The 26,287-nt window shown below is 74.4% G+C and carries 22 protein-coding genes; 15 read left to right on the top strand and 7 right to left on the bottom strand.

Annotated elements, in window-relative coordinates; translation table 11 throughout:
* Window positions 1-91: 91 nt before the first annotated feature.
* Together dapC and M8316_RS09925 are read left to right on the top strand one after the other, a co-directional pair.
* The gene (gene dapC / locus M8316_RS09930) at window positions 92-1,186 is read left to right on the top strand and encodes a succinyldiaminopimelate transaminase (RefSeq protein ID WP_250054206.1); all 1,095 of its coding nucleotides are present in this window, start codon (window positions 92-94) and stop codon (window positions 1,184-1,186) included.
* Window positions 1,187-1,296: 110 nt separating this feature from the next.
* Window positions 1,297-1,797 (top strand): hypothetical protein, encoded by a 501-nt coding sequence (locus tag M8316_RS09925; RefSeq protein ID WP_250054198.1) that lies wholly within the window; start codon window positions 1,297-1,299, stop codon window positions 1,795-1,797.
* 56 nt (window positions 1,798-1,853) lie between these two features.
* Here M8316_RS09925 and M8316_RS09920 read toward each other — a convergent pair whose 3' ends face one another.
* Both M8316_RS09920 and dapD read right to left on the bottom strand, forming a co-directional pair.
* A complete protein-coding gene (locus M8316_RS09920) occupies window positions 1,854-2,825 on the bottom strand; it encodes a VldE C-terminal domain-containing protein (RefSeq protein WP_250054196.1) in 972 nt (323 codons plus the stop codon).
* Between the two features lie 98 nt (window positions 2,826-2,923).
* Window positions 2,924-3,892 (bottom strand): 2,3,4,5-tetrahydropyridine-2,6-dicarboxylate N-succinyltransferase, encoded by a 969-nt coding sequence (gene dapD / locus M8316_RS09915; protein WP_250054194.1) that lies wholly within the window; start codon window positions 3,890-3,892, stop codon window positions 2,924-2,926.
* A 213-nt stretch (window positions 3,893-4,105) separates the two neighbouring features.
* On the opposite strand from dapD, the gene M8316_RS09910 reads away from it, so the two are divergent.
* Window positions 4,106-5,107 (top strand): ATP-binding protein, encoded by a 1,002-nt coding sequence (locus M8316_RS09910; RefSeq protein ID WP_250054192.1) that lies wholly within the window; start codon window positions 4,106-4,108, stop codon window positions 5,105-5,107.
* Window positions 5,108-5,158: 51 nt separating this feature from the next.
* Here the strand turns inward: M8316_RS09910 and M8316_RS09905 are convergent, their stop codons facing one another.
* Together M8316_RS09905 and M8316_RS09900 are read right to left on the bottom strand one after the other, a co-directional pair.
* Window positions 5,159-7,084, bottom strand: a complete 1,926-nt coding sequence (locus M8316_RS09905; RefSeq protein WP_250054190.1) for a DUF6351 family protein — start codon at window positions 7,082-7,084, stop codon at window positions 5,159-5,161.
* A 229-nt stretch (window positions 7,085-7,313) separates the two neighbouring features.
* Window positions 7,314-7,847 (bottom strand): DinB family protein, encoded by a 534-nt coding sequence (locus tag M8316_RS09900; protein ID WP_250054189.1) that lies wholly within the window; start codon window positions 7,845-7,847, stop codon window positions 7,314-7,316.
* Between the two features lie 330 nt (window positions 7,848-8,177).
* On the opposite strand from M8316_RS09900, the gene ileS reads away from it, so the two are divergent.
* Window positions 8,178-11,528 (top strand): isoleucine--tRNA ligase, encoded by a 3,351-nt coding sequence (gene ileS / locus M8316_RS09895; RefSeq protein ID WP_250054187.1) that lies wholly within the window; start codon window positions 8,178-8,180, stop codon window positions 11,526-11,528.
* An 87-nt stretch (window positions 11,529-11,615) separates the two neighbouring features.
* Here ileS and M8316_RS09890 read toward each other — a convergent pair whose 3' ends face one another.
* Complete coding sequence (locus M8316_RS09890; protein ID WP_250054185.1) at window positions 11,616-13,058, bottom strand: hypothetical protein; 1,443 nt, start codon at window positions 13,056-13,058, stop codon at window positions 11,616-11,618.
* 335 nt (window positions 13,059-13,393) lie between these two features.
* On the opposite strand from M8316_RS09890, the gene M8316_RS20580 reads away from it, so the two are divergent.
* The 8 genes from M8316_RS20580 to M8316_RS09850 all read left to right on the top strand — a co-directional run bounded on the left by M8316_RS20580 (window position 13,394) and on the right by M8316_RS09850 (window position 22,167).
* Window positions 13,394-16,483: an Ig-like domain-containing protein gene (locus tag M8316_RS20580; RefSeq protein WP_272495016.1), complete on the top strand. Its 3,090-nt coding sequence runs from the start codon at window positions 13,394-13,396 to the stop codon at window positions 16,481-16,483.
* Between the two features lie 246 nt (window positions 16,484-16,729).
* Window positions 16,730-17,833 carry a succinyl-diaminopimelate desuccinylase gene (dapE, locus tag M8316_RS09880; RefSeq protein ID WP_250054183.1) on the top strand — a complete coding sequence of 368 codons (1,104 nt, stop codon included), beginning with the start codon at window positions 16,730-16,732 and terminating at the stop codon, window positions 17,831-17,833.
* Between the two features lie 28 nt (window positions 17,834-17,861).
* Complete coding sequence (locus M8316_RS09875; RefSeq protein WP_250054204.1) at window positions 17,862-18,593, top strand: LOG family protein; 732 nt, start codon at window positions 17,862-17,864, stop codon at window positions 18,591-18,593.
* A gap of 9 nt (window positions 18,594-18,602) precedes the next feature.
* Complete coding sequence (locus M8316_RS09870) at window positions 18,603-18,938, top strand: DivIVA domain-containing protein (RefSeq protein WP_250054181.1); 336 nt, start codon at window positions 18,603-18,605, stop codon at window positions 18,936-18,938.
* Window positions 18,939-18,952: 14 nt separating this feature from the next.
* Window positions 18,953-19,354, top strand: coding sequence for a hypothetical protein (locus tag M8316_RS09865; RefSeq protein ID WP_250054179.1), 402 nt, complete (start codon window positions 18,953-18,955; stop codon window positions 19,352-19,354).
* Between the two features lie 79 nt (window positions 19,355-19,433).
* On the top strand, window positions 19,434-20,261 hold the full coding sequence (locus M8316_RS09860) for a M14 family zinc carboxypeptidase (RefSeq protein WP_250054177.1): 828 nt from the start codon (window positions 19,434-19,436) through the stop codon (window positions 20,259-20,261).
* A 158-nt stretch (window positions 20,262-20,419) separates the two neighbouring features.
* On the top strand, window positions 20,420-20,587 hold the full coding sequence (locus M8316_RS09855) for a DUF3117 domain-containing protein (protein WP_250054175.1): 168 nt from the start codon (window positions 20,420-20,422) through the stop codon (window positions 20,585-20,587).
* Between the two features lie 11 nt (window positions 20,588-20,598).
* Window positions 20,599-22,167, top strand: coding sequence for a leucyl aminopeptidase family protein (locus M8316_RS09850; protein ID WP_250054173.1), 1,569 nt, complete (start codon window positions 20,599-20,601; stop codon window positions 22,165-22,167).
* Between the two features lie 107 nt (window positions 22,168-22,274).
* On the opposite strand, the gene M8316_RS09845 is transcribed toward M8316_RS09850, so the two are convergent.
* Window positions 22,275-22,958, bottom strand: a complete 684-nt coding sequence (locus tag M8316_RS09845; RefSeq protein ID WP_272495015.1) for an O-methyltransferase — start codon at window positions 22,956-22,958, stop codon at window positions 22,275-22,277.
* 234 nt (window positions 22,959-23,192) lie between these two features.
* Here M8316_RS09845 and sigE point away from each other — a divergent pair, with 234 nt between their 5' ends.
* From sigE to M8316_RS21070, 3 genes are read left to right on the top strand one after another with little or no spacing between them, the layout of a single operon-like run.
* Window positions 23,193-23,813, top strand: a complete 621-nt coding sequence (sigE, locus tag M8316_RS09840; RefSeq protein ID WP_250054171.1) for an RNA polymerase sigma factor SigE — start codon at window positions 23,193-23,195, stop codon at window positions 23,811-23,813.
* Window positions 23,810-24,403 carry a hypothetical protein gene (locus M8316_RS09835; RefSeq protein ID WP_250054169.1) on the top strand — a complete coding sequence of 198 codons (594 nt, stop codon included), beginning with the start codon at window positions 23,810-23,812 and terminating at the stop codon, window positions 24,401-24,403. Before sigE ends, M8316_RS09835 begins: the two co-directional genes overlap by 4 nt.
* 51 nt (window positions 24,404-24,454) lie before the next feature.
* Entirely contained in the window at window positions 24,455-25,846 is a 1,392-nt protein-coding gene (locus tag M8316_RS21070) for a S1C family serine protease (protein WP_250054167.1), read from the top strand.
* Window positions 25,847-25,926: 80 nt separating this feature from the next.
* On the opposite strand, the gene M8316_RS09825 is transcribed toward M8316_RS21070, so the two are convergent.
* Window positions 25,927-26,166, bottom strand: a complete 240-nt coding sequence (locus tag M8316_RS09825) for a helix-turn-helix domain-containing protein (RefSeq protein ID WP_250054165.1) — start codon at window positions 26,164-26,166, stop codon at window positions 25,927-25,929.
* Window positions 26,167-26,287: the final 121 nt, after the last annotated feature.

Genomic DNA, 26,287 nt, shown 5'->3' with positions numbered 1-26,287 from the left:
CCGGCCGCCGCAGACCCGGGGCTGCCCCCGGCGCGTCACCGCCGCGACCGCGCCCCCGCGGGGGGGGGGCCCCGCGTCCGTCTCCAGCAGGCTGCCCGACTTCCCGTGGGACGGCCTGCGCGCCCACGCCGAGACGGCGCGGGCGCACCCGGGCGGGATCGTCGACCTCTCCGTCGGCACGCCCGTGGACCCCACCCCGGACGTGGCGGCCGACGCGCTCGCCGCGGCGACCCAGTGGCCGGGCTACCCGACCACGATCGGCCTGGCCTCGACCCGGCAGGCGTGCCTGGACTGGATGGAGCGCCGCCTCGGCGTCACCGGTCTCGGCCTCGACCAGGTGCTGCCCACCGTCGGTTCCAAGGAGCTCGTCGCGCAGCTGGCCCTGCACCTGGGCGTGGGCCCGGGCGACACGGTGGTCTTCCCCGAGCTCGCCTACCCGACCTACGAGGTCGGCGCCGTGCTCGCCGGGGCGACGCCGGTCGCGACCGACTCGCTGACCGCGCTGGGCCCCGAGGCACCCGCGCTGCTGTGGCTCAACAGCCCCTCGAACCCCACCGGCCGCGTGCTGCCGCCCGAGCACCTGAAGAAGGTCGTCGACTGGGCCCGCGAGCGCGGCACCGTCGTGGTCTCGGACGAGTGCTACGTCGAGTGCTCGTGGGAGGCCTCGCCGGTCTCGGTGCTGCACCCCGACGTGTGCGGCGGCAGCCACGAGAACATCCTCGCGCTGCACTCGCTCTCCAAGCGCTCCAACCTCGCCGGCTACCGCTGCTCGTTCGTCGCCGGCGACCCCGTGCTGGTGGCCGAGCTGCTGGCCGTGCGCAAGAACCTCGGCCTGATCATGCCGGGCCCCGTCCAGGAGGCGATGAAGGCAGCGCTGGACGACGACGAGCACGCCGTCGACCAGCACGCCCGCTACGCCGCCCGCCGCGCGAGGCTGCGCGCCGCCCTGGAGACCGCCGGCTTCCGCGTCGACCACTCCGAGGCCTCGCTCTACCTGTGGTCGACCCGCGTGGTCGACGGCGTCGAGCAGGACGCCTGGGAGACGGTGGCCTGGCTGGCCGAGCGCGGCATCCTCGTCGCCCCCGGCACCTTCTACGGTGCTGCCGGCTCGACGCACGTGCGCGTGGCGTTCACCGCCACCGACGAGCGGGTCGACGCGGCCGTCGAGCGCCTCACCGCCCGCTGAGCCACTGCTGGGAGGGGCGGACCGGTCGGGAGCCTCCTCGGGCGGTGTCTCGCAGGCGATCCTTGGCATGCGTTTCCCCGCCGCTCAGGCGGCGGAGGGACGCTGCAGGCATGACGCACGCCCAGCCCGCCCGTAGCCGTTCCGCCCGCTCCGCCCGCGCCCGCTCCACCCGCGCCGTCGCCGGCTGCGCCGTGCTCGCCCTGGTGGGCCTCGGCTCCCTCACCGGCTGCGGCAGCGACGACTCGACCGACGCCTCCGCCTCCTCGGCCGCGACGGCGCAGAGCAGCGCGTCGGCCGGCTCCTCGTCGCCCGCCCTGCCCGCGGACTTCCCGACCGACACGGTGCCCCTGCTCGACGGGGACGTCACCGCGTCGAGCACGACCGGATCGGGGTCCTCGGAGTCCTTCGACGTCACGGTCTCGGCCACGGGCACCGCGAAGCACGCTGCGGCCGCGGCGGTGAAGCGGCTCGAGACGGCCGGCTGGGAGGTCGGCACGAAGCTGCCCGGCGGCACCGGCTACCTGCTCATGGGCGGGGACGGCCAGGTGGACGTGGCGGCGCAGACGGACGGCTCGTCCACCACCGTCACCTACCAGGTGTTCACGTCCTGACGGGCCTGCTGACGCGCCCGCACGGGCGGGGCTCAGGTGTCGGCTCAGGTCTCGGGTCAGGGGTAGACGTCGACGTGCACGTGGTCGCGGTGCAGCAGCACCTGACGCGTCGCCGCGTCGGCGTCACCGGTGTCGATGTCGTAGTCGCGCCAGCCCTGCTCCGAGCGGCGCGCGGTCCAGATCCGCGCGTCGTAGATGACGGTGGCGATCCCGAGCCGGTCCGCCTGCGCCACCAGGTACTGGGCCACGGCCCAGCCGCTCACCTTCGAGGACTCGTCCACGGGGCGGAAGAAGACGTCCACGGCCCGGCCGTCGTAGTGCGCCGAGTCCTCGGAGTGGCCGTCGGTCACCCCGCCGGGCGCGAACCCGCCGAGCGGCACGTCACCGAAGACGGCCAGGACCTCCCGGCGCACCCGGTCGGCGCGTCGGGTCAGGCCGGACTCCAGCAGCCGGGTGGGGCCGGCGGAGGGGGCGTCGCCGGCCACGCAGGTGAACGCGGCCTGCGACCACCCCGTCAGCGCCGAGGCGAGGACCCGGGCGTCGTTCTCGTGGTCGGCGTAGGCCTCCGGGAACGCCGAGCGCTGCACCTCCTGGGCGGCCACCGTGATCGGCAGCTCCTGCCACCCGTCCACCGCGACCAGCGCGTCGTAGAACGCGTTGGTGGCGTAGGCGGGGTTCTGCACCTCGTCCTCGGTGCCCCAGCCCTGCGAGGGGCGCTGCTGGAAGAGCCCGAGGGAGTCGCGGTCGCCGGTGGAGAGGTTGTAGAGGTCCGACTCCTGGTAGGCGGTGGCCAGGGCGATGGTGGCCGCGCGGGCCGGGAGGTCGCGGCGCACCGCGATGGCCGCGATCAGGGCCGCGTTCTGCGCCTGCTCCGGGCTGAGGGTGACGGTGGTGTCGTCGACGGTGGCCGTGCACTCGGGGGAGGCCAGGAACGGCGAGACCACCCGGTCCAGCAGCACGCGCACGCCGACGAACGCCGCGACGGCGACGACGCCGAGCACGACGACGCCCACCGCCACCTTCCGCATGAGGACATCGTCCGGGTCGGGCCAAGCCGGGGCGAATCGACTCGCCGCCCGGCCGGGCCCGTTCCTCCCGACGCGGCCGCCGCGTCGGGAGGGGCTGCTCAGTTGGCGTGCAGGTCCGCGTTGAGGGTGATGCCCTCGCCCTTCCACGGAACGGCCTCGATGCGCCCGGTCACCGAGTGGCGGCGGAAGAGCACGTTGGAGGAGCCGGCCAGCTCCAGCGCCTTGACCAGGCGCGGCTCGGCGCCCGGCTCGAGCACGGTCACCTTGGTGCCGGCAGTGATGTAGCAGCCGGCCTCGACGACGCAGTCGTCACCGAGCGGGATGCCCAGGCCGGACTCGGCGCCGAGCAGGCAGCGCTCGCCGACGGAGATGACGGCCTTGCCGCCGCCCGACAGCGTGCCCATGATCGAGGCGCCGCCGCCGACGTCCGAGCCGTCGCCGACCACCACGCCGGCCGAGATGCGTCCCTCGACCATCGAGGCGCCCAGGGTGCCGGCGTTGAAGTTCACGAAGCCCTCGTGCATGACGGTCGTGCCCTCGGCCAGGTGCGCGCCCAGGCGCACGCGGTCGGCGTCGGCGATGCGGACGCCGGCGGGCAGCACGTAGTCGACCATCCGCGGGAACTTGTCGACGCCGAGCACGGTGACGTGGCCGTCGCGGGCGCGCAGCCGGGCGCGGGTGAGCTCGAAGCCCTCCACGGCGCAGGGGCCGGCGGTGGTCCACACGACGTTGGTCAGCTTGCCGAAGACGCCGTCCATGCTGAGGCCGTGCGGCCGCACGAGGCGGGCGGAGAGCAGGTGCAGCCGCAGCCACGCGTCGACGGTGTCGGCCGGCGGCGCGGCCAGGTCGGCGACCTCGACGGTCACCAGGTCGCGTCGCACCCGGCGGGCGTCGTCGGGGCCGGTGAGCTCGGTCAGCTCCACGGGCGCCTCGTCGCCCAGCGGCATGGCGCCCAGGCGGGGCTCGGGGAACCAGGCGTCCAGGACGGTGCCGTCCTCGGTGCGGGTCACCAGGCCGTGGGCCCAGGCGCCGGGGGAGGTGGTCTCGGGGGTGCTCTGCTCGCTCACGCGGGCCAGCCTAGGAGGCCCCACCGACGCCGGCGGAAACCGTGCCACGCGATGGACGCGGTGCCTCGCCCGCCGCGTCCTACCCACCGCAGGTGAAACGGCGGTGCATGCCTTGGCGGGCCACCAGACGGGACCTACCCTCGGGCCACAGGCCGACGACGGGGGAGTCGCGGCGCAGGACGTGGCCGGCGCACCGGCCAGGGGGAGCCGACCGTGATCTCCGGAGTCACCGCCGGTTCCCGGACGCCCCTGCTCATGGGCCGCAACCGGGAGCTGGCCCGCATCGAGGCCGCGGCCCGCGAGGGTCGGCCGGTGCTCGTGCGCGGCCGCGCCGGGGTGGGCGTGAGCGCGGTGCTCCAGGAGGTCGCGCGTCGCCTCGAGGTCTCCGGCCGTCGCCCGGGTCGCGGTGCCGGGTCGCCGTGGGCCGAGGTCGGCACGGACGTCGACATCACCCCCGCCAGCGCCCGCGACCTCATCCCGCTCGCCGCCCGACGCGGCACCAGCCTCGTCGTCGACGACGCGGACCTGTGCTCGCCCGAGGAGCTGCGGCTGCTCGCCGAGACCGCCTGGCGCTCCAGCGTGTCCCTCGTGCTCGGCGCGCACGCCGACGTCCCGCTGGTCTCGCAGGACCCCAGCGCCTCGGTCATCGACCTCGACGGCCTCGACCGCGCCTCCGTCGCCCACCTCGCCTCCTCGCTGCGCGGCGAGGTCCTCGACGCGGACGGCGGCGCGGCGGCCTGCCTGCAGCGGGCCTGCGCCGGCAACCCGGGGCGCCTGACCGCCCTGCTCGACCTGCCGGAGATCAACGACCTGCTCGTGCGGGCCGCCGACACCGAGGACCCCGAGGAGCTGGCGCCCGAGTTCGCCGGCCTGCTCGAGCGCAGCGTGCTCGCCCGCGTCGGCGCGCTCACCCTGGCCGGGCAGACCGCGCTGGCCGTGGTCCTCGTGGCCGGCCCGCACGCCCCCCTGGCCCTCGTGCAGGGCGCGGCCGGGCACGACGGGCTCGACGAGGTGCTGGCCAGCGGCCTGCTCGTGCAGGTCGAGGCCGAGACCCCCGAGCCGCGGCACGGCGCCGTGGGCCGCCTGCTCACCCACACCCTGCCCTGGCAGCTGCGGGCCGAGGCCCAGCGCCTGCTCGGCGTGGCCGCCGAGCGCACCGGCCTGGCGCTGGTCCGCTCGCTGCCCTCCGCCGTCACGGCGACCTGGCCGGCCTGAGCACCCCGACACCGTCGGGGAGCACACGACCGGCCAGGCCGTCCGGCGTCCTCAGGAGGTCGGACGCGCACCGACCTGCCACGCGCCCGGGGCGCTGAAGCGCAGCCAGGTGCCGTCCGGCGCCTGCTGGTCCACGCCCGGCTCGGTCCAGTCGCACACGCCGTCGGGGAAGACCTCGGCGAACCGCGCCCACTGGGCCCGCGTCGTGCGGGGGTAGTCGCTGCGCACCGGGGTGGCCAGGCGGCAGGTGATCACGTCCGAGGCGACGGGGCCGCCGGCCACCATCCGCGGTGAGGAGTAGCTCGGGTAGAGGTCGTTGCAGCGGGTGTCGCCGCGCAGCACCTGGCGCTCGCGGACCTGCTCGCCGGCCGGCGTCCAGCAGGCGTCGGTGAGGCCCGCCGGGCGGTTGCGGGAGACCCGGGCGTGGGCGGAGCCGGGCCGCTGGTCGGCACGGGTGGCCGCGATCCAGCGGTCCACGCCCTCCAGGGCCCGCACGAGCACGGGGGAGGAGGCGTCGAAGAGCCCGCGGCTGTCGTCCTCGACCAGCATCACCTGGTTGTCGGCGTCGCCGTTGGCCGCCACCAGGCGGGCCCGGGTGGAGAAGGACTGGTAGCGCATGTGGATGTCGCCGTACCCCGCCTCGTCCGTGTAGGCGCGGTAGTCGACGACGGGCACGTCGCCCAGGCCGTTGCCGCCCCAGAGCAGGCGGCCGGTGCGGTAGGCGTTCTCCCGGGCGACGGGGTCGGCGGCGGTGCGCGCCGCGGTCGGCTCGGCGTCCACGCCGAGCCCGCCCACCCCGGCGTTGAGGTCGAGGAACTCGTCGGCGTCGAGCACGCCCTCGCGCCAGGCCGCGAGGCCGTAGGTGACGCCGACGTTGTCGCTGGGCACGCGGGCGAACCCGGTGCCCGGGTCGACCCCGTAGGAGGTGGCCGCGTGGTCCCAGATCGTGCCGCGTGCGCCGGTGGGGTTGGTGGCGGCGTCGTAGCGCAGGGCCGCGGGCACCGAGGGGTCGAACTCGGCGTCGGGGTCGAGCCGCTTCGCGCCGTCGCTCATGGCCGCGAGGGCGGCGGGGTCGCCGAAGCCGGCGACGGCCTGCTGCTGTGCGGCCGTCAGCGCGTCGGGGTGGCCCTCGAGGTAGTTCTGGAGGACGCGGGAGTCGAACAGCATCTGCGAGGTGCCGAACCCGACGTCGGGGAACGAGCAGCCCGAGACGATGCCGTCGAGCAGCCCCGGGTAGTTGTCGGTGATCTGGTGGGCCTGGTAGCTGCCGCCCGAGCAGCCCCAGCCGATCGTCCAGCGGGGCGCGCCGTAGGTCTGCTCGAAGACCCGCTTCGTCTGGGCCATGACCTCGGCCGAGAGCAGGTCGTCGCAGTTGTGGCCGTAGACGTTGAGCGAGGAGGAGGCCACGGCGAACCCGCGGTCGAGCATGGTGGGCACCAGGACGCCGCCGGTGCCGGGGCCCTGCCGGTACCACCCGGCGCGGCAGCCGCCGCCGAAGGTGTAGACGAGCCGACCGTTCCAGCCGGGCGAGCGGGTGCCGGGGGCGGGCTCCACGTCGTCGGCGGGGTCGTCGAGCATCGCGATCTCGTAGATGCCGCGGTCGGCGACGCCGGTCTCGACCCGCACGACGTAGGGCACGCGCTCCCCGTCCACGCGGGTGTAGGCGAGGTCGGCGGGGCGGTCCTGCCCCGCGGGCAGCGGCTCGAACCGGCCGTCGGTGGTGCGGTAGACGTGGTCGACCTCGGTGGGCACGACGCAGTCGGGGCCCTCGGACGCCGGCAGCATCGACCCGTCGGCGGTGCGGAACTCGCTGGTCTCGCAGGCGAACGGCGTCTCGCGCGGTCCGGCGAAGGCCAGCGGGTCGGTGTCCCGGTCGGCCGCGTCCGCGGACGTGCCGGCGGGCGCGGCCCCGGTGGTGCCGGCCAGCGCCTGGCCGGGAACCGCGGCGAGGGCTGCCACCAGCGGGACGGCGGCCACGGCGATGAGTGCGGTGCGCCGGCGGCGCCCGGGTGAGCCGGGTGAGCCGGGTGAGCCGGGTGGACGTGGTGCTGAGGCGTGCGTGGGCAGGGCGGGGTGCGTCATGGGTCCTCCCGAGTGGACCAGGGATGTAACCGGTTCCAGACGGAATCGGTGATCCGTGTCTACCGCAGAGTGACGCCGGTCACAACGTCATGGCCGGGCGGCGGCCGGGCCGGTCACGCGTCGGTCACACGCCGGTGCGGCCGTCCACGCACTCGCGCAGCAGGTCCGCGTGGCCGAGGTGCCGGGCGTACTCCTCGACCATGTGCACGAGCACGTCGCGCACCTCCAGGGGCTCCCCGCGGAACGTGACCACGGCGTCGGGCTCGGCGGCCGCGTAGACCGTCTCGGCGTGCGCGACCTCCCGCTCCCACGACGCCCACGCCTCGTCCACGCACCCCTGGGTGGGCTGGACGCCGTCGAAGTCGAGGTCGGGCTGCTCCTCGGTGCGGTAGAGACGATCCAGCTCCTCGTGGCCCTCGACGCAGCGCCGGGCCCAGTGGTGCTCCACCCGGGCGAGGTGTCGCACCAGGCCCAGGAGGGACATCGAGGACGGCGGCACCGACCGGGTCGCGAGCTGCTCGGGCGTCAGGTCGGCGCACTTCAGGCGCAGCGTGAGCCGGTAGTGGGCCAGGTAGCCGAGCACCGTCGGCTTCTCGCCGCGCTCCTGGGGGAGCGCGGTGCGGGGGTCGTCCTCGGGCGGCAGCCACAGTCCGGTCATGGCGCCCACCCCACCCCGCCGGCGGGCGTGCAGGCAATCCGGTTTACGCGCAGGCCTCCCGCGTGGCTACCATCGACGCACAGGCGCTCGAGCCGTCATCAGCGGCGAGCCTCCGGAAGAACGGGTACCGGTGGTCGAGGAGGTCGCGCAGCGACCGTCTCGAGACCGGCCTCAGTAGAACCGGACGGGTAGGCCCGTCACAGCCGTGAAGAGCGGCCGCACCCACGCAGCACCGGGCGCGGCAACCGAGGTGGTACCGCGGTCGTCCCGGCACAGGGGTGGTCGTCCTCGACGCAGAGACGACACCACCACCTCCCAGGAGCTCACCTCATGGCGACCTATCCCCAGGTCTCGACCGGCGGCGACGCCGAGCACGCCGGCGTCCCCTCGTCCCCGCGCTTCCCGGGCATCGAGGAGAAGGTGCTCGCCTACTGGGAGGCGGACGGCACGTTCCGCGCCTCCGTCGAGGCCCGCGACCCCGGTGCCGACGGGAGCAACGAGTTCGTCTTCTACGACGGCCCGCCCTTCGCCAACGGCCTGCCGCACTACGGCCACCTGCTCACCGGCTACGTGAAGGACCTGGTGCCGCGCTACCAGACGATGCGCGGCAAGCGCGTCGAGCGTCGCTTCGGCTGGGACACCCACGGCCTGCCCGCCGAGCTCGAGGCGATGCGCCTCAACGGCATCAAGACCACCGACGAGATCGTCGAGCTCGGCATCGACACGTTCAACGCCGCCTGCCGCGAGTCGGTGATGAAGTACACCGGCGAGTGGCGCGACTACGTCACCCGCCAGGCGCGCTGGGTCGACTTCGACAACGACTACCGGACCATGAACCCCGAGTACATGGAGTCGGTCATCTGGGCGTTCAAGTCCCTGCACGACAAGGGCCTCGTCTACGAGGGCTTCCGCGTGCTGCCGTACTGCTGGCAGGACGAGACCCCGCTCTCGAACCACGAGCTGCGGATGGACGACGACGTCTACCAGAACCGCCAGGACCCGGCCGTCACCGTCGGCCTGCAGATGGACGCCACCGGGGACGACCCCGTCCTGGACGGAGCCCACCTCCTCGTGTGGACGACGACGCCCTGGACGCTCCCGAGCCACCTCGCCGTCATGGTCGGCACCGAGATCGACTACGTCGTCGTCGAGGGCCCGGTGCCCGGCACCGAGGCGACCGCCAAGTACGTCATCGCCGAGGCCCGCCTGGGCTCCTACAAGAAGGAGCTGTACCCGGACGCCGACGAGCCCACCGTGCTCGGCCGCTACACCGGCGCCCAGCTGCTCGGCCGCACCTACACCCCGCCGTTCTCCTACTACGAGGGCCGCGAGAACGCCTTCCGCGTCGTGGCCGCCGACGACGCCGTCACCACCACCGACGGTGTCGGCCTCGTCCACACCGCCGGCGCCTTCGGTGAGGTCGACAAGGAGGTCACCGACCGCGAGAACATCGAGGCCGTGATGCCGGTCGGCAAGGACGGCACGTTCACCGCGCCGGTCACCGAGTACGCGGGCATGCAGGTCTTCGACGCGAACCCGCACGTCATCGACCACCTCAAGGCGGTGACGCGTGCCTACGGTGGGGCCTCCGGTGGTCGAGGTGCGAGCGAGGCGAGCCTCGAGACCGCCGAGACCGGCTCCGCGACCCCGGGCACGATCCTGCTGCGCCGCGAGACCTACGACCACAGCTACCCGCACTGCTGGCGCTGCCGGCAGCCGCTGATCTACAAGGGCGTCTCGTCCTGGTTCGTCTCGGTCACGGCGATCAAGGACCAGATGCTGGCGAACAACGCCCAGATCAACTGGGTGCCGAACCACATCCAGGACGGCCAGTTCGGCAAGTGGCTGGCCAACGCCCGCGACTGGTCGATCACCCGCAACCGCTTCTGGGGCTCCCCGGTGCCGGTGTGGAAGTCGGACGACCCGGCCTACCCGCGCCTCGACGTCTACGGCTCCTTCGCCGAGCTGGAGGCCGACTTCGGCGACCTGCCGCGCGACAAGGAGGGCAACCCCGACCTGCACCGCCCGTTCGTCGACGAGCTGACCCGCCCGAACCCCGACGACCCGACCGGCAGGAGCACCATGCGCCGCGTCACCGACGTGCTCGACGTCTGGTTCGACTCGGGCTCGATGAGCTACGCCCAGGTGCACTACCCGTTCGAGAACGCCGACTGGTTCGACGGCACCGCGGCCACCAAGGGCCACTTCCCGGCTGACTTCATCGTCGAGTACATCGGCCAGACCCGCGGCTGGTTCTACACGCTGCACATCCTGGCCACGGCGCTGTTCGGCAAGCCCGCCTTCAGCAACTGCATCAGCCACGGCATCGTGCTGGGCAGCGACGGCAACAAGATGAGCAAGTCGCTGCGCAACTACCCCGACGTCTCCGAGGTCTTCGACCGCGACGGCGCGGACGCGATGCGCTGGTTCCTCATGTCGAGCCCGATCCTGCGCGGCGGCAACCTGGTCGTCACCGAGCAGGGCATCCGCGACTCGGTGCGCCAGGTCCTCATGCCCCTGTGGAGCAGCTGGTACTTCTTCAGCCTCTACGCGAACGCGGCGAACGAGGGGGCCGGGCACACCGCCTCGTCCTCGACCACCTCGAGCGACCCGCTGGACCGCTACCTGCTCGCCAAGTGCCGCGACCTGGTCGCCGAGACCACGCAGGCGATGGACGAGTACGCGGTCTCGGACGCCACCGACGCGGTGCGCTCGTTCCTCGACGTGCTCACCAACTGGTACATCCGCCGCAGCCGCGACCGGTTCTGGGCCGACGACACCGCCGCCTTCGACACCCTCTACACGGTGCTGGAGACGGTCTGCCGGGTCGCGGCCCCGCTGCTGCCCCTGGTCACCGAGGAGATCTGGCGCGGGCTCACGGGCGGACGCTCGGTGCACCTGACCGACTTCCCGTCCGCCGACGACCTGCCCGCCGACGACGCGCTCGTGGCCGCGATGGACACCGTCCGCGAGGTCTGCTCGGCCGCCTCCGCGCTGCGCAAGGCCGCCGGCCATCGCACCCGCCTGCCGCTGTCCAGCCTCACCGTCGTGGTGCCGGACGAGGCGGCGCTGGCCGACTTCACCGGCATCGTCGCCGACGAGCTGAACGTGAAGTCCGTGCGGCTCCTGGCGGCCGACGCCGACGAGGCCGCCGCCTACGGCGTGGAGCAGAAGCTCACCGTCAACGCGCGTGCCGCCGGCCCGCGCCTGGGCAAGCAGGTGCAGCAGGCGATCAAGGGCTCGAAGTCGGGCGACTGGTCCGTGGACGCGGCAGGCGTCGTGACCGCGGGCGGCATCGCGCTGGTCGCGGGCGAGTACACGCTCGAGACCGTGGCCGGCTCCGCCGACGAGGGCGTGGCCGTGGGCGTGCTGCCGGGCGGCGGCTTCGTCGTGCTGGACACCACCGTGACCGAGGCGCTGGCGGCCGAGGGGCTGGCCCGCGACCTGGTGCGCGCCGTCCAGCAGGCCCGCCGCGACGCCGGCCTGGAGGTCTCGGACCGGATCGCGCTGACCGTGGCCGGCGGCGACGCCGTCCAGGCCGCCGCGACCGCGCACGGCGACCTGCTCACCTCCGAGACGCTGGCGACCTCCTTCGAGGTCACGGGCACCGCCCCGGCCGCCGCGACCGAGGTGGCCGTGGGCGACGGCGAGACCGCCGCCGTCCTCGTCGCCAAGGCCTGACCGCGCACCGGCACCCGGGACGTCATACCTCTGAGGGACACTGCGTCCGCTCCGTATGACGTCCCGGGTGGAGGGTGAGGACAGCCCTCAGACCAGGGGTGTCGTCACCAGGTCCGACTGCCGGTCGCACCGGGTGCCGTCCACCAGGCCTCGGCCGCACGCAGCCTCGGGGCCGGCGAGCAGCCGGGCCGCCTCCCGGGCGCGCTCGCGGACCGGCTCGGCGCTGGTGTCGGCCAGTGCCGCGAGCACCTCGATGCAGGCCGGCGCGTACGGGCTGGCGGCCAGGGTCCACGCCGCGAGCCGGCGCCGCTGGCCGCTCACGTGGACGAGCACCTCGGTGACGAGCGTGGCGAGCATCTGGTCGGGCTCGGTGACGTAGCGGCTGGGCGTCGCCACCTGCACCTCGCCGGCCACGCGGCGCACCAGCACCCGGACCACCTCCTCGGGCAGCAGCAGGCCGGTCTCGCGGGCGGTGAGCGCCCAGGTGCGCACGTGCTGCCCGCGCACGGGCTCGAGCACCCGGCTGAAGCGGGAGGACGGCAGCGCGGCGAGCAGGTTCGCCAGCTCGGCCGTGCCGCGGTCCTCCTCCGACAGCAGGCCGCGGACCGCGTGCTGCTCGGCCACGCCGAGCCCGACCGCGTCCACCTGCTCCGTGGCCACCAGGTCGGCGACGACGTCCACGGCCGCGCGGTGCACGGCCGGGCGGGGGTCGTCGAGGAAACGAAGGGCGAGGCGGGCGGCCGCCGGGTCGGGCACCTGGGCGAGCAGGGCCAGGAGGGGGCCGGCGGTGCTGGTGGAGGCGTCGGTGAGCCGCAGGCCCAGGGCGTGCAGCACCTGGCGGCGGGTGGAGGGCACCTCCAGCAGCGAGGCGAGCGCCTCGAAGCGCAGCGCCTGGTCGAGCCCGTGGCTGCCCACGGTCTCCGCGACGAGGCGGGAGGTGAGCCCCGTCCACTCCTCCGGGCGCAGGAAGACGAAGTCGAAGCGGGACAGCTCGCGGGCCACCGCCAGCCAGTCCACGCCGGTGACCCGGGGTGCGTCGGTGATCTGCTCCAGCAGCGGCACGAGCGCCTCGGGTCGGGGCTCGGGCCGCCCGGAGCGGCGGTCGGCGGGCGGACGCTGCGCGAGGTCGTAGCGGTGGAGCAGCCGGTCCGGGCCCCGCAGGCCCAGCGGCCGGGTGCCCAGCACCGCCTCGTACGCGGCGAGCAGCCGCTCGGGGGCGTGGAGCTGGCCGGACTCCCACCGGGAGAGCCGCGAGAGGTCGGCGGGCACGCCCTGCGCCACCACGGCCTGCTTGAACGCCGACCGGTCGTCGTGGTCCTCGTCAGGGTGCAGGTTGCGGGTGGTGGCCAGCAGCCACGCCACGCGCACGCCGGCGTCGAGGCCGGACGAGGTGGGGCCGGTGGTGTCCACCGGCAGCTGCGGCGGTCGGCCACGGCGACGTCGGGCTCGGGTGGGGACCTCGGGGCGGCGGGGACCAGGGGCGGCGCTGCCGTCGGGTCCGGGCAGAGGTCGGCGCACGGTGATGCTCACGGTTCCTCGGGGGTGTCTCGGTCGCTGGCGGGAACGACGGGCCGCTGGGGCGGTCCGTGGCTCCGGGCGGGCGCTGGGGGCGCCTGCCGGCGGCGAGACGACGCGGCCCGCGCGGTGCGGGCGTCGGCGAAACGCGTGACTTGTCTCTCACGTCGAGAGTGTCAGGGATCACTTGTTGCCGGGCTAAAGGTAAAGAACACAAAACGCTCGTGCAACGTCGGGGTCTCCTTACGTTCTCCGCGTTCGCCGGCTCCGGTGCCGGTGACCACCTCGCCGGGATCGCTCTGAGATCCCCTCCGGCCGAGGTGCGTTCCACGTGCGAAAGGTCTTCAGACATGAACAGCAGCGGCATCAAGCGGGGGCTGGCCACCACGGCCGTCGCCGCCCTGGCGATCGCGGGTCTCCCGCTCCTCGCCGGCAGCGCGAGCGCGGAGTCGGTCGCCACCTCGGCCGGCGTCACCGCCGACGACGTGATGATGGTCGACCCGGGCAGCGTCGTCTCCACCAAGGACGACGGCCAGAACACCTCGGTGCGCCTGACCGCGATCGGCGGCGCGAACGTCACCGGCGTGACGTTCGAGTACTCCATCGGCGGCGCCTCGTGGACCACGATCGGCACCGCGACCGGCGACAACGGCACCTTCGCCTACGAGTGGAGCCCCGGCGCCCTCTCCGGCGCGCTGCTCACCGTCCGGGCGACCGCGACCCTGGCCGGCGGCGGCACCACCGACGACGCCGTCCCCGGCGTCACGGTGCTCAACTCCGCCGAGACCACCAACATCACCGACGGCGGCGCGCTCGGCGTCTTCCGCGCCCCCTACGGCGGCGACCACGTGATCGTCCACGGCACCGGCTCCACCTCGTCCGCGCCCGACCTGGCCTACTTCGCCGACGGCATGTTCCAGGACGGCGGCACCGCCGACGACACCACCGCCGCCGGCGCCTCCACCGGCAGCTGGACCGGCGTCGTGGACATCTCCGGCACCGCCACCATGGCCTCGCCCTACGTCTACGGGGCGCCGAACCAGCTCCTGCTGCGGGCCTCCGGCGCCACCGAGGACACCGAGGCGTTCGGCCTGTACGAGCAGACGATCACCACGGTGACCGCCGAGGCCGCCGACGCCGTGCTGCCGACCGGCGAGAGCACCGACGTCACCGTCACCGTCACCGACCAGAACGGCATGCCGATCGCCGGCGCCCGGGTCTCGGACTCCTCCGACGTGGACTCCTTCCTCACCGACGCCGACGGCCAGGCGACCTTCTCCCAGGCCGCCGGCTCCAACGCCTACTACTACGCCGACGCCACGGCGGCCGCCGGCTACCAGTCGGTGCTGGGCGACAAGAAGTCCGACACCGTCACCGTCGACCAGTACCTGCCCGCCGAGACCGAGCTCGACGCCACCAGCGCCGACGGCGCCGCGTTCGACATGGACGAGTACGCGCCCGGCGACGTGACCGTGCAGGTCAAGGACCAGAACGGCAACCCCGTGGACGAGGCGGGCCGCACGGTCACCTACCACTGGGAGTACACGCCGTTCGACAGCGCCGTGGACCCGGGCGAGACCACCGAGGCCACCGCCAGCACCGACGGCACCGGCACCGCCACCATCGCCTTCCCGACCGGCGGCCCCTCCGGCTCCTACACGCTCGTCGCCGAGCTCGAGGGCGACGGCTTCGGCAACGGCGCGATCGCCGCCTCCGACGTGCTCACCGTCAAGGCGGGCGAGGCCGCGTTCACCAGCGACCCCGACACCGTGCAGGCGATGGCCGGCGGCGACGTCGACGTCGACGCCGTGCTGGCCCTCGAGGACGGCACCCCCCTCCCGAAGCGCGACCTGTCCGCCGACTACGTCGGCGACGACGCGATGGTGCTGGACGCCGACGGCGACCCCCAGGCCAGCGTGGCGCTGACGACCGACGCCGACGGCGTCGCCACGGCGACCGTCAGCGACCCGGTCACGGACCCGCAGACCGAGGAGTCCGGCACCCTCACCTTCCGCGACCCGCAGTTCGACAACGAGGCCGTCTCGGTCGAGTTCCTCCTCGACCTCACCCCCGGCGTGGTCGACGTGGACGTGGACATGCCCGGCGCCTTCGGCGGCGACAGCGCCGGTGAGCTCCAGCGCATCACCGTCACCGTCTCCAGCGCCGACGAGAACGGCGACGCCGACGACCCGCTGGCCAACACCGAGGTCGAGCTCTCCCTCGACCACGGCTACTTCACCGACGGCAAGGCCGGCGCCGCCGGCACCATGGCCGGCGAGTGGGCCGACGAGGGCGACACCATGACCGTCACCACCGACGGCTCCGGCGAGGCCACCGCGTGGGTCTCCATCGGTCGCGACGAGGACTTCGACGACGACGGCATGGTCATGGGCACGGTCTCCGCCACCGCCGGCGACGTCACCGAGGAGGGCGACGTCGACTGGACCAGCGAGGACCCGCTCAACGCCGGCGAGGTGATGCTCGAGCCGACGGCGAAGTTCAACCCGAGCACGCTGCCGAACGTGGTCGTCGGCTCCACCGACGAGGTCTTCTTCTCCGTGGTGACCACCGACCAGTTCGGCAACCGGGTCGGTGACGAGAGCTTCATGCTCTCCGACGACGTGCCCTTCGCGGACACCACCGTCGACGGCGACACCGACTACGACGACGGCGACTACGAGGGCACCGCCTACAACTACTCGGGCCAGGAGGTCGAGCAGACCGTCACCGCCACGTGGGACGCCCCCACGACCGAGTTCGGCGCCGGCGGCTCCCGCGTCGACGACTCCGAGGACGTCACCGACGACTACACGGTCACCTGGTACGCCCCCGACCTCGAGGCGGGCACCGTGACCCTCTCCGACGGCTCCGACGCGGACCCGGTGGTCGGCGAGACCGTCACCGAGACCGTCCAGGTGCTCGACCAGAACGGCAACCCGGTCCGCGGGGCCACGGTGAACTTCGTCCGCTCGGGTGCCGGCTCGGAGAGCAACGACTCCTCGGCCGAGAAGACCACCGGCGCCGCCGGCAAGGCGTTCTACACCTTCACCTCGGACGAGGAGGGTGACGCCACCGTCACCGCCACCGTCACCTACGACGGCCAGGCCGTCACCGTGGAGGACGTGGTCACCTTCCGCACCGACGACCCGGTCACGAAGATCTCGGCGGTCATCCGCGGCAAGAACACCGGCCGCCTGGCCGACAAGCTCGCCGTCCGCACCCGCCCGGCCGGTGCCGCCGAGGGCGCGACCGCGTCCCTGGTGAAGGTCCGCAAGAACGGCCGCAAGGTCATCCTGAAGTCGAAGGCCGTCAACGCCTCCGGCCTCGCGATCTTCAAGGTCAAGGACCTCAACGGCCGCCGCAAGACCGCGTACTTCATCCGCGTCGCCAAGACCGACACCACGTCGTTCGCCAAGACGGGCATCCGTCGGGTGCGCTGACCGGTACGCGTCCACACCCCCCGACCCCGCGCCCGGGGTGGAGACCTCCTCCGCCCCGGGCCGGGTGGGCTCCCAGGCCCCGCAGCCCCCGGCCACCCGCCCCGGTGACCGGGGGCTGCCCCCGCCTGGCCACGAACGCGACCCGGGTCGTCCCTGCTGCCGCTGCGAGGGACGGCCCGGGTCGCCCGCGTCCGGCACGCGCGTCCTCCGGGCCGACGGGGCGGGGAGGCTGGTTGACTTGGCCCCATGACCGGCTCCACGACCCCCGCCGGCGCGGCCCTCGACGCGCTGGACCTCACCACCGACGTCGTCACCCTCACCCGCAGCCTCGTCGACATCGAGTCCGTCAGCCTCGACGAGGCCCGCATCGCGGACGCGGTGGAGGCGGCCCTGCGCGCGCTGCCGCACCTGGAGGTGACCCGGATCGGCCACAACGTCGTCGCCCGCACCGACCTGGGGCGCGGCGAGCGCGTGGTGATCGCGGGCCACCTCGACACGGTGCCGGTCAACGGCAACCTGCCGAGCCGGCTCGACGAGGCCGCCGGTCTCCTGCACGGCCTCGGCACCTGCGACATGAAGGGCGGGGACGCCGTCATCCTGCGGATGGCCGCGAGCGTGCCCGAGCCCGTCCGCGACGTCACCTACGTCTTCTACGAGGCCGAGGAGATCGAGGCCGAGCACAACGGGCTGCGCAGGCTCGTCGAGGCGCGGCCCGACCTCCTCGAGGCCGACTTCGCGATCCTCATGGAGCCCAGCAACGCCGCGGTGGAGGCCGGGTGCCAGGGCACGCTGCGGGTCGAGGTCCGCACGCGCGGCGAGCGCGCCCACTCCGCGCGGTCGTGGAAGGGCGTCAACGCCATCCACGGCGCCGCCGAGGTCCTCGCCCGGCTCAACGCCTACCAGCCGCGCAAGCCCGTCATCGACGGCCTCGAGTACCACGAGGGCCTCAACGCGGTGCGGATCAGCGGGGGAGTGGCCGGCAACGTCGTGCCCGACGAGTGCGTCGTGACCGTCAACTACCGCTTCGCCCCGGACCTCTCCACGCAGGAGGCCGAGGCGTGGGTGCGGGAGTTCTTCTCCGGCTACGACGTCACCCTCACCGACCTGGCGCCCGGCGCCCTGCCGGGCCTGGACCGCCCGGCCGCGGCCGCGTTCGTCGAGGCGATCGGCGGCCGGGTGGCGCCCAAGTTCGGCTGGACGGACGTGGCCCGCTTCACCGACCTGGGCGTCCCGGCGGTCAACTACGGCCCCGGAGACCCGCTGTTCGCGCACAAGGCCGACGAGCACGTGCCGCTGGCCGACCTGCACCGGTGCGAGGACGTGCTGCGGGGGTGGCTGAGCGGTGAGTGAGCAGGAGCGGAAGATCGAGCGCAGCGGGATGTCCCCGGCGCGGCAGGCTCCCCGGCGAGGCAGCCGCGGCGACGGCACCACCGACCAGCGGTTGCTGGACCCCGGGGCCCGCCTCGACACCCACACCGACCTGTGGCGGGTGCTGAAGATCCAGGCGGAGTTCGTGGAGGGCTTCGGCCAGCTCTCCGACCTCGGGCCCACCATCGCCGTCTTCGGCTCCGCCCGGACGGCGGTCGACGACCCGTCCTACGCCGCCGCCCAGGAGGTCGGCCGGCGGCTGGCGGAGGAGGGCTTCACGGTGCTCACCGGCGGCGGGCCCGGCGCCATGGAGGCCGCCAACAAGGGCGCCCGCAGCGCCGGTGGCCTCAGCGTCGGGCTCGGCATCGAGCTGCCGTACGAGACCGGCATGAACGAGTTCGTCGAGCACGGCGTGAACTTCCGCTACTTCTTCGTCCGCAAGACCATGTTCATCAAGTACGCCCGCGGCTTCGTGGTGCTGCCCGGTGGCCTCGGCACCCTGGACGAGCTGTTCGAGGCGCTGACCCTCGCGCAGACCGGCAAGGTCACGCAGTTCCCGATCGTGCTGCTGGGCACCGAGTTCTGGGGCGGGCTGCTGGAGTGGCTGCGCGGCTCCGTGCTGGCGTCCGGCAAGATCAAGCAGTCCGACCTGGACATGATGACCGTGACCGACGACGTCGAGCTGGCGGTGAGCCTCATGCGCGAGGCCAGCGCCCCGCTCGGCGGCCTGCTGGGGGAGTGAGCGACCGCGATGATGTGGTTCCTGGCGGCCCTGGTCGTGCTCGCCATGGGCGGGGTCGCCCTGCTGGCAGCCGGCAAGGGCGAGCCCCTGGCGCCGGCCTTCGACGACCGGCCCGACGCCTCGGTCCCGGCCGGTGAGGTCACCGGCGACGACCTGCGTCGCGTCCGCTTCTCCCTCGCCTTCCGCGGCTACCGGATGAGCGAGGTCGACGCGCTCCTGGACCGCCTGGCCACCGAGCGGGACCAGGCGCGGGCGGCCCAGGTCGAGACCGACGAGGGGCCGCAACGAGACCCTGACGACCCCGACCCGGCCGACGGCCCGACCTCACCCCTTCAGGGGGGATGAGGCACACTCGCCCGGTGCTCGCCCCCGTCGCCGCCGCCGTCCTCACCGCGTTCGTCGCGGTGGTCGTGCTCGTGACCCGGGTACGGCTCGCCGGTCGTCCCGGCACCCGCTCCTGGCTGCTCCTGCACACCGTCACCGGCCTGGTCGGCACCCTCGTCTGGGCCGTCTTCCTGGCCTTCCCCGCCGACAGCGCGCCCGGGAGCGCGGGCGTCGGCATCGTGGGCCTGGGCTGCTACTGGTTCACGGCCCTGGCGGGCCTGGCCCTGCTGGCCCGCTGGCGCCGGCCCGAGGTCGGCCGGCGGGTCGCCCGGCACGCCGCCGGGCAGGAGAGCCGCGCCCTCTCCCGGGCGGGACACGTCGGCACCGTCCTCGCCGTGACGGCCCTCACCGTCGCCTACGCTCTGGCTCTGGTCTGAGGGCTCGGGCGCCCGACCGTCCCGCTCTCCCCGCCAGGCCGCACCGCCGACGAGTCGCCCCCGCGACGAGGGAGTACCCATGCCGACACCGACCACCCGCACGGCCGTCCTGGTCGCGCTGCTGCTGACCGCCACGCTCCTGGCGCTCCCGGCACCGGCCACCGCCGACACCACCCGGACCGGGCAGGTGCTCGCCGCCGCCCTGGCTCGGGAGGACCAGCCAGCCGTCGTGGCACGTCGCAAGCTGGGCGAGTCCGTGGAGGGCCGCCCGATCATGGCCTACCGGCTCGGCGAGCCCGCCCGGCGCGGCGTGCCCAGCGTCGTCCTCATCGCCACCATGCACGGGGACGAGCGCCGCACCCGCTGGCTCCTCCAGACCCTGCGCGACGGCGACCCGGTCGTCGGGATCGACCTGTGGGTCGTGCCGACCTTCAACCCCGACGGCCTCGCCGCCGACACCCGCGCCAACGCCAACGGCGTCGACCTCAACCGCAACTGGCCCTACCGGTGGCGTGACCTCGACGGCCGCTACGAGTCCGGCAGCGGGCCGGCCAGCGAGCCCGAGACCCAGGCCGTGATGGCGTTCCTGAAGAAGGTGCAGCCGCAGCGCATCCTCTCCTTCCACCAGCCGCTCAAGGGCGTCGACACCGACACCAAGGACCGGGCCTTCGCCCGCCGCGTGGCGAAGAAGCTGCACCTGCCGGAGAAGACCTTCGACTGCGGCGGCACCTGCTACGGCACCATGACGTCCTGGTACAACCACCACTTCGACGGCTCGGCGCTCACCGTGGAGTACGGCCGCACGCCCACCCGCAAGCGGCTCGTGAAGCGGGCGCCGCGCCAGGTGCTGCGGATCTTCGGGGCCGCCTACGGCGGGCTCGAGTGGGGCGCGGACGAGGCGGCCTGACCGCGTCCGACAGCGCCCGCGGGTGCCCCGACGCGCCGCGACCGGCGGCGCCGTGCAAGCGCACGACCAGCGATGGGGGATAATGGTCCGGCGGTGTCGACCGCCGTGCGCCGGAGGTCCGGCCACGAACCATCTGCCGATGAGGGAAGAGGTACGAGATGGCGGCCATGAAGCCGCGGACCGGCGACGGCCCGCTGGAGGTCACCAAGGAGGGGCGCGGCATCGTGATGCGCGTCCCGCTGGAGGGCGGCGGCCGTCTGGTCGTCGAGCTCAACGCGGACGAGGCCGGCGCCCTGGGCGAGGCCCTGAACGCCGTCGTCGGCTGACGCCGCACTGCATGCTTCCTGACATCCCGGAGCTGCCCATCCAGGTGACGCCTCCCGCCGTCGTCCTCGACCCCGCCTCCGTGCTGGGCGTGGACGAGGCGGAGGTCATCGCCCTCCCCACCTTCCCGGCCCCCGTGGCCGGTGACGGCGACGGCCCCGCCGTGCCCCTGCTGGGGCCCGACGGCGAGACCGTCGCCGACGCCCTCGGGCTCGACCTGCTGGGGGTGCTCGAGTCCGAGCGCGCCACCGGCGCGGTCGGCGAGGTCGTCAGCGTCCCCGTGCCCGGCGGCAGCACCGCCCAGCCCGCGCTGCGGCGCGTGCTGCTCGTGGGCCTCGGCGCCGGGGCCCCCACCGACGTCCGCCGCGCCGGCGCCACGCTGGCGCGCGCGACCCGCGACGGTGGGCCCGTGGCCACGTCCCTGGCCGCCGCCGTGGACGACGAGGGCCTCCAGGCCCTGGTGACCGGCCTCGTGCTCGGCTCGTTCGCCTTCACCTGGCGCTCGGGCCCGCCGCCGTTCCTCCCGCCGCCGCTGGTCGTGCTGGCCGGCTGCCCCGACGAGCGGGCCGACGCGCTGCGTCGCGGCCTCGCCCTCGCCGAGGCCGGCTGGACGGCGCGCTTCCTGGCCACGGTGCCCTCGAACCTGAAGAACCCCGGCTGGCTGGCCGCGCAGGCCGAGGCCGTCGCCGACGCCGCCGGCCTGGACTGCACGGTCTGGGACGAGCCGCGCCTGGTCGCCGAGGGCTTCGGCGGCATCCTGGGCGTCGGCCAGGGCTCGGTCACCCCGCCGCGGATGATCCGGCTCGACTACGCCCCGCCCGGCGCCACCCGCCGCACCCCGACCGTGGTGCTGGTCGGCAAGGGCATCACGTTCGACTCCGGCGGCCTGTCGATCAAGCCCGCCGAGGGCATGGTCTCGATGAAGCGCGACATGACCGGCGGTGCCGTCGTCCTCGCGACGATGGCGGCCCTCGAGGCCGTCGGCTGCCCGGTCAAGGTCGTCGGCCTGATCGCCGCGGCCGAGAACGCCGTCGGTGCCGCGAGCATGCGCCCCGGCGACGTGCTGCGCCACTACGGCGGCCGCACCACCGAGGTCACCAACACCGACGCCGAGGGGCGCCTGGTCATGGCCGACGCCCTCGCCTACGCGGTGGAGAACGTGAAGCCGGCCGCGATGGTCGACGTCGCCACGCTGACCGGCGCCATGAAGGTGGCGCTCGGCCTGCGCACCGGCGGCTACTTCGCCTCCGACGACGCCCTCGCCGACCTGCTCGGCGAGGCCGGCGGTGCCGCGGGGGAGCCGCTGTGGCGGATGCCGCTGGACGACACCTACGCCGACCGGCTGCGCTCCACCGTGGCCGACGCCGACAACGCCGGCGGCGGCCCGGGCGCGATCACCGCGGCGCTGTTCCTGAAGCCGTTCACGGGTGGCCTCCCGTGGGCGCACCTGGACGTGGCCTCCGTCGGCGACTCGCCGGTGGAGAACCACGAGTGGACGACCGGCCCGACCGGCTGGGGCGCCCGCACGCTGCTCACCTGGCTCGGCTCGCAGGACCCGCTCGCGGGCGTCGGGCAGGACTGAGCGCCCACCGGCACCACCAGGACCGACACCGGCCCGGACGGAGACTCCGTCCGGGCCGGTGCTGTGTCCGGGTGCTGTGTCCGGGTGCTGCTTCCGAGCTGGCTGCGTCAGCCGACGAGGCGCGCGCAGAGCAGGCCGTCGCCGACCGGCAGGAGCACGGGCAGGAGCCGCTCGTCGTCCAGCACGCGCTGGCCGAGGTCGCGCAGGGTCACGGTGAGCTCGTCGCGCTGGGCGGGGTCCGGCACGCGGCCGGCGGAGAGGGCGTCGACCACGACGACCACGCCGCCCGGGCGGAGCAGCCGGAGCGCCTCGTCCAGGTAGGCGCCGGCCTCGTGCGGGTCGGCGTCGCACAGGACGAGGTCGTAGTGGCTGTCGGTGAGCCGGGGCAGCACCTCGAGCGCGGCGCCCGGGATGGTGCGGGCGCGCTGGGCCGGGAAGCCTGCCTCGGTGAAGCCGAGCCTGGCCAGGCGCTGGTGCTCGGCCTCCACGTCGACGGTGGTGAGCACGCCGTCGGCACGCATGCCACGCAGCAGCCACAGCCCGGAGACGCCGGTGCCGGTGCCGATCTCGACGACGGCACGCGCGTCGAGCGCGGCCGTGAGGAAGCGCAGGGTGGCCCCGGTGCCGGGGTCGATCGCGCCGACGCCCATCTCCTGGGCGCGCGAGCGGGCCTCGGCGAGGATCTCGTCCTCGGGGACGAATCCTTCGGTGAACGCCCAGGCGGTGGGCGAGATCGGCGTGCTGATGACGTCCTCCTCCGTCGTCCACCGGCGTGGATCGTTGCTGGTCAACCTATACCTTCGCCCGGCGCGCCCGGGCCCCGGCACGCGTGCGGGCCCCAGGTCGGGAACTTCCGGGCCGCGCGCGGCGTTGCACAGGTCGAGAGCCACCCACCGGGAGAGCCCTCGACCTGCCGGCACCTCCGGGCCAGGTCACAGGCTTCTCTCAGCACGCTGCACTAGCGTGAGGGAGGACGCGGCACCCCTCCGGGGCCGCCACCACACCGCACCTGACCCAGGAGCACGATGAGCACGCAGACCACGACGATCACGGACCCGGGTGCGGCCACGCCCTCGTGGGACCAGATCGTCGAGGAGCACTCCGACCGCGTCTTCCGTCTGGCCTACCGGCTGACGGGCAACCGGCACGACGCCGAGGACCTCACGCAGGAGGTCTTCGTCCGCGTCTTCCGGTCGCTGGACACCTACACGCCCGGCACCTTCGAGGGCTGGCTGCACCGCATCACCACCAACCTCTTCCTCGACGGCGCGCGCCGCAAGCAGCGCATCCGCTTCGACGCCCTCTCCGACGAGCGGGCCGAGCGCCTCACCAGCAGCGCGCCGGCCCCCGAGGTCGCCTTCGCCGACCAGCAGTTCGACGACGACGTCGAGAGCGCGCTGGCCACCCTGCCGCCGGACTTCCGCGCCGCCGTCGTCCTGTGCGACGTCGAGGGCCTCTCCTACGAGGAGATCGCCGAGATCCTGGGCGCGAAGCTCGGCACGGTGCGCTCGCGCATCCACCGCGGCCGCTCGATGCTGCGCTCCGCCCTGGCCCACCGTGCGCCCCGCGCCGGCCGCCTGCGCTACTCCGGGCCGCTGCTGCCCCCGCTGACGGGCGCGCAGCCGGTCGTGCGGGGGACCACGTGATCGGCGGCCACCTGGGCAACCGGGCCAGCGCCCTGCTGGACGGCCAGCTGCCCGAGGCGGAGGCCGAGCGGTGGTGGACGCACGTCCACGGCTGCCACGCCTGCCGTGACCTCGTCGAGCGCGAGGGCTGGGTCAAGGACCGGCTCTCCGGCCTGGCGCGCACCGAGACCGGCATGGGCGCCTCGGACTCCCTCAAGGGCCTGCTCAAGGGCGGCGCCTGCGCGCCGCGGCCCGGCTTCGGGGTCGACGCGCACCTCGCCCCGCCGTCCGGTGAGGCCCTGCTGGCGATGTCCGCCGGCCTGCCCCCACGCACGGATGACGGCCGCCCGCCGCGTCCGTGGCGCCACGTGGGCCTGGCGGCCGGCGTCGGTGGTGCCGCGGGTGCCGCGGTCTTCGGCTTCGCGGCGGTCACCATGGGGGTCGTGCCCGGTGGGCAGCCCACCCCGGCCACGTCGGTGAACCAGCCGGTCTCGCAGTCCAGCACCACCCCGACCGGGTCGTCGACCGCGGTCTCCCCGGCCAGCCTGCCGGTCCTCCACCACCTCGCCCGCACCTCGGGCGCGGTGCGCCAGGCCTCCGCCGGCGACTAGGCCACCCACGTCGGGGAACCCGTTTCAGGAGGTCTCCGCCATGATGGCGTGGTGACCGACGAGCAGCCGACCCCGCCGCCCGCCGACGATCCCTCGTCCGGCCCTTCCCCGGCGTCCACTCCGGCCTCCACCCCGGCGTCCACCCCGGCGCCGGCTCCGCGGGACTCCTGGGTCCCGCCGTCGCACGGCCCGCTGCCGTACCCGGTGCGCGCGCCGCAGCAGGGGCCCGTCCAGCCCGGTGGGCAGCCCGGTCAGCAGCCCGGTCAGCAGCCCGGTCAGCAGCCGTTCGCCCAGGCCTACCCCCAGCCGTACCCCGCTGCCGCACCGGCACCGGGGGCACCGGGGGAGAAGCCCCGTCGCGTGCGGGCCAGCCGGTGGACCTGGCCGCTGGTCAGCGTGCTCGCGCTGGTGCTCGGCGCCGTCGGTGGCGTGCTCGGCGGGGCACTGGTGGTCGGGGGCGGCACCGTGTCCGGCGGCCTGCCCCCGGTCGACGTGGTGACCGGCGCCCCGATCGCCCCCGAGGACGGCAGCGTCGCGGCGGTGGCCGCCGAGCTGCTGCCCTCGACGGTGCAGATCGTGGCCAGCGACGGCGCCGGGAGCGGCGGCACGGGCTCCGGCTTCGTGCTCGACCGCGACGGGCACGTCGTCACCAACAACCACGTCATCGACGCCGCGGTCGACGACGGCCGCATCGTCGTCGTGGACGCGGACGGCAACCGCTACCCGGCCGAGCTGGTCGGGCGCAGCGCGGTCTACGACCTGGCGGTGCTGCTGGCCCCCGACATGGCCGGCGCCTTCACCCCGGCCAGCCTCGGCGCCTCCAGTGCGCTCCAGGTCGGCGAGACCGTGGTGGCGATCGGCTCGCCGCTCGGGCTCTCCTCCACCGTCACCTCGGGCATCGTCTCGGCGCTGGGCCGACCGGTCACCGTGGGCGGCGGCGAGGACGCCTCGTCCTACATCAACGCGGTGCAGACGGACGCGGCGATCAACCCCGGCAACTCCGGCGGCCCGCTGGTCAACCTCGTCGGTCAGGTCGTCGGCGTGAACTCCGCGATCGCCACGGCCGGCGGCAGCTTCACCGGCGAGGCCGGCAGCATCGGCGTCGGGTTCGCGATCCCGGTCGAGCAGGTGCGGGTCACGGTCGACCAGATCCTGCGCACCGGCGAGGCCCGCTACCCGATCATCGGCGCCGACGTGCAGACCGCCAGCGCGACCGGCGCGGGTGCCCGCATCCGCGGCGTCAACGGCGGCAGCCCGGCCGAGGACGCCGGGCTGCGCTCCGGGGACCTCGTCACCCGGGTCGGCGACGTCCGCGTGACGGACGGGATCTCGCTCATCGTCGCGATCCGCACCTACCAGCCGGGCGAGACGGTGACCCTCACCTACCGCCGCGACGGGGACGAGGCGACCGCCGACGTGACGCTGACGGGCGTCGTCGGCTGACGATCCTGACGGGCGTCGTCGGCTGACGATCCTGACGGGCGTCGTCGGCTGACGGGGCCGGCCACCGGCCGGGTCCGCTGCTACGCCTCCGGCTGGTCGGCCTCGACGAACGGGTGCTCGTCGACGAACGTCCGGGTCTGCGCGTACATGCGCTGGATGAACGACTCCAGCTGCTCGGACTCCACGCGCCACTGGCCGCGTCCGCCGATCTTGATCGCCGGCAGGTCGCCTCGCCGCACCAGGGCGTAGACCTGCGCGCTGGAGGTGTTGAGGACCTCGGCGACGTCGGCGAGGGTCAGGAAGCGGGGGCTGCCGGGCATGCCCCCATGGTGTCATCGACGGCCCGGACGCGTGCGTCGCACCGCCGCGGCCTGTGGACGAGCGCGTCGCGGAGCGGTTCGGACGGCCCTGTGGACGACAGGTGAGAACTGACGCAGACGG

Origin of the sequence: Nocardioides bruguierae (assembly GCF_023554635.1) — a bacterium.
GTDB classification, from domain to species: domain Bacteria; phylum Actinomycetota; class Actinomycetes; order Propionibacteriales; family Nocardioidaceae; genus Nocardioides; species Nocardioides bruguierae.
This window is presented reverse-complemented; position numbering and strand designations above follow the sequence as displayed.

Coding starts and splice junctions, on each gene's coding strand:
- M8316_RS09925 (WP_250054198.1), top strand. CDS start 1,297: ATGACGCACGCCCAGCCCGCCCGTAGCCGTTCCGCCCGCTCCGCCCGC.
- M8316_RS09920 (WP_250054196.1), bottom strand. CDS start 2,825: ATGCGGAAGGTGGCGGTGGGCGTCGTCGTGCTCGGCGTCGTCGCCGTC.
- M8316_RS09900 (WP_250054189.1), bottom strand. CDS start 7,847: ATGACCGGACTGTGGCTGCCGCCCGAGGACGACCCCCGCACCGCGCTC.
- ileS (WP_250054187.1), top strand. CDS start 8,178: ATGGCGACCTATCCCCAGGTCTCGACCGGCGGCGACGCCGAGCACGCC.
- M8316_RS20580 (WP_272495016.1), top strand. CDS start 13,394: ATGAACAGCAGCGGCATCAAGCGGGGGCTGGCCACCACGGCCGTCGCC.
- dapE (WP_250054183.1), top strand. CDS start 16,730: ATGACCGGCTCCACGACCCCCGCCGGCGCGGCCCTCGACGCGCTGGAC.
- M8316_RS09875 (WP_250054204.1), top strand. CDS start 17,862: ATGTCCCCGGCGCGGCAGGCTCCCCGGCGAGGCAGCCGCGGCGACGGC.
- M8316_RS09870 (WP_250054181.1), top strand. CDS start 18,603: ATGATGTGGTTCCTGGCGGCCCTGGTCGTGCTCGCCATGGGCGGGGTC.
- M8316_RS09860 (WP_250054177.1), top strand. CDS start 19,434: ATGCCGACACCGACCACCCGCACGGCCGTCCTGGTCGCGCTGCTGCTG.
- M8316_RS09855 (WP_250054175.1), top strand. CDS start 20,420: ATGGCGGCCATGAAGCCGCGGACCGGCGACGGCCCGCTGGAGGTCACC.
- M8316_RS09850 (WP_250054173.1), top strand. CDS start 20,599: ATGCTTCCTGACATCCCGGAGCTGCCCATCCAGGTGACGCCTCCCGCC.
- sigE (WP_250054171.1), top strand. CDS start 23,193: ATGAGCACGCAGACCACGACGATCACGGACCCGGGTGCGGCCACGCCC.
- M8316_RS09825 (WP_250054165.1), bottom strand. CDS start 26,166: ATGCCCGGCAGCCCCCGCTTCCTGACCCTCGCCGACGTCGCCGAGGTC.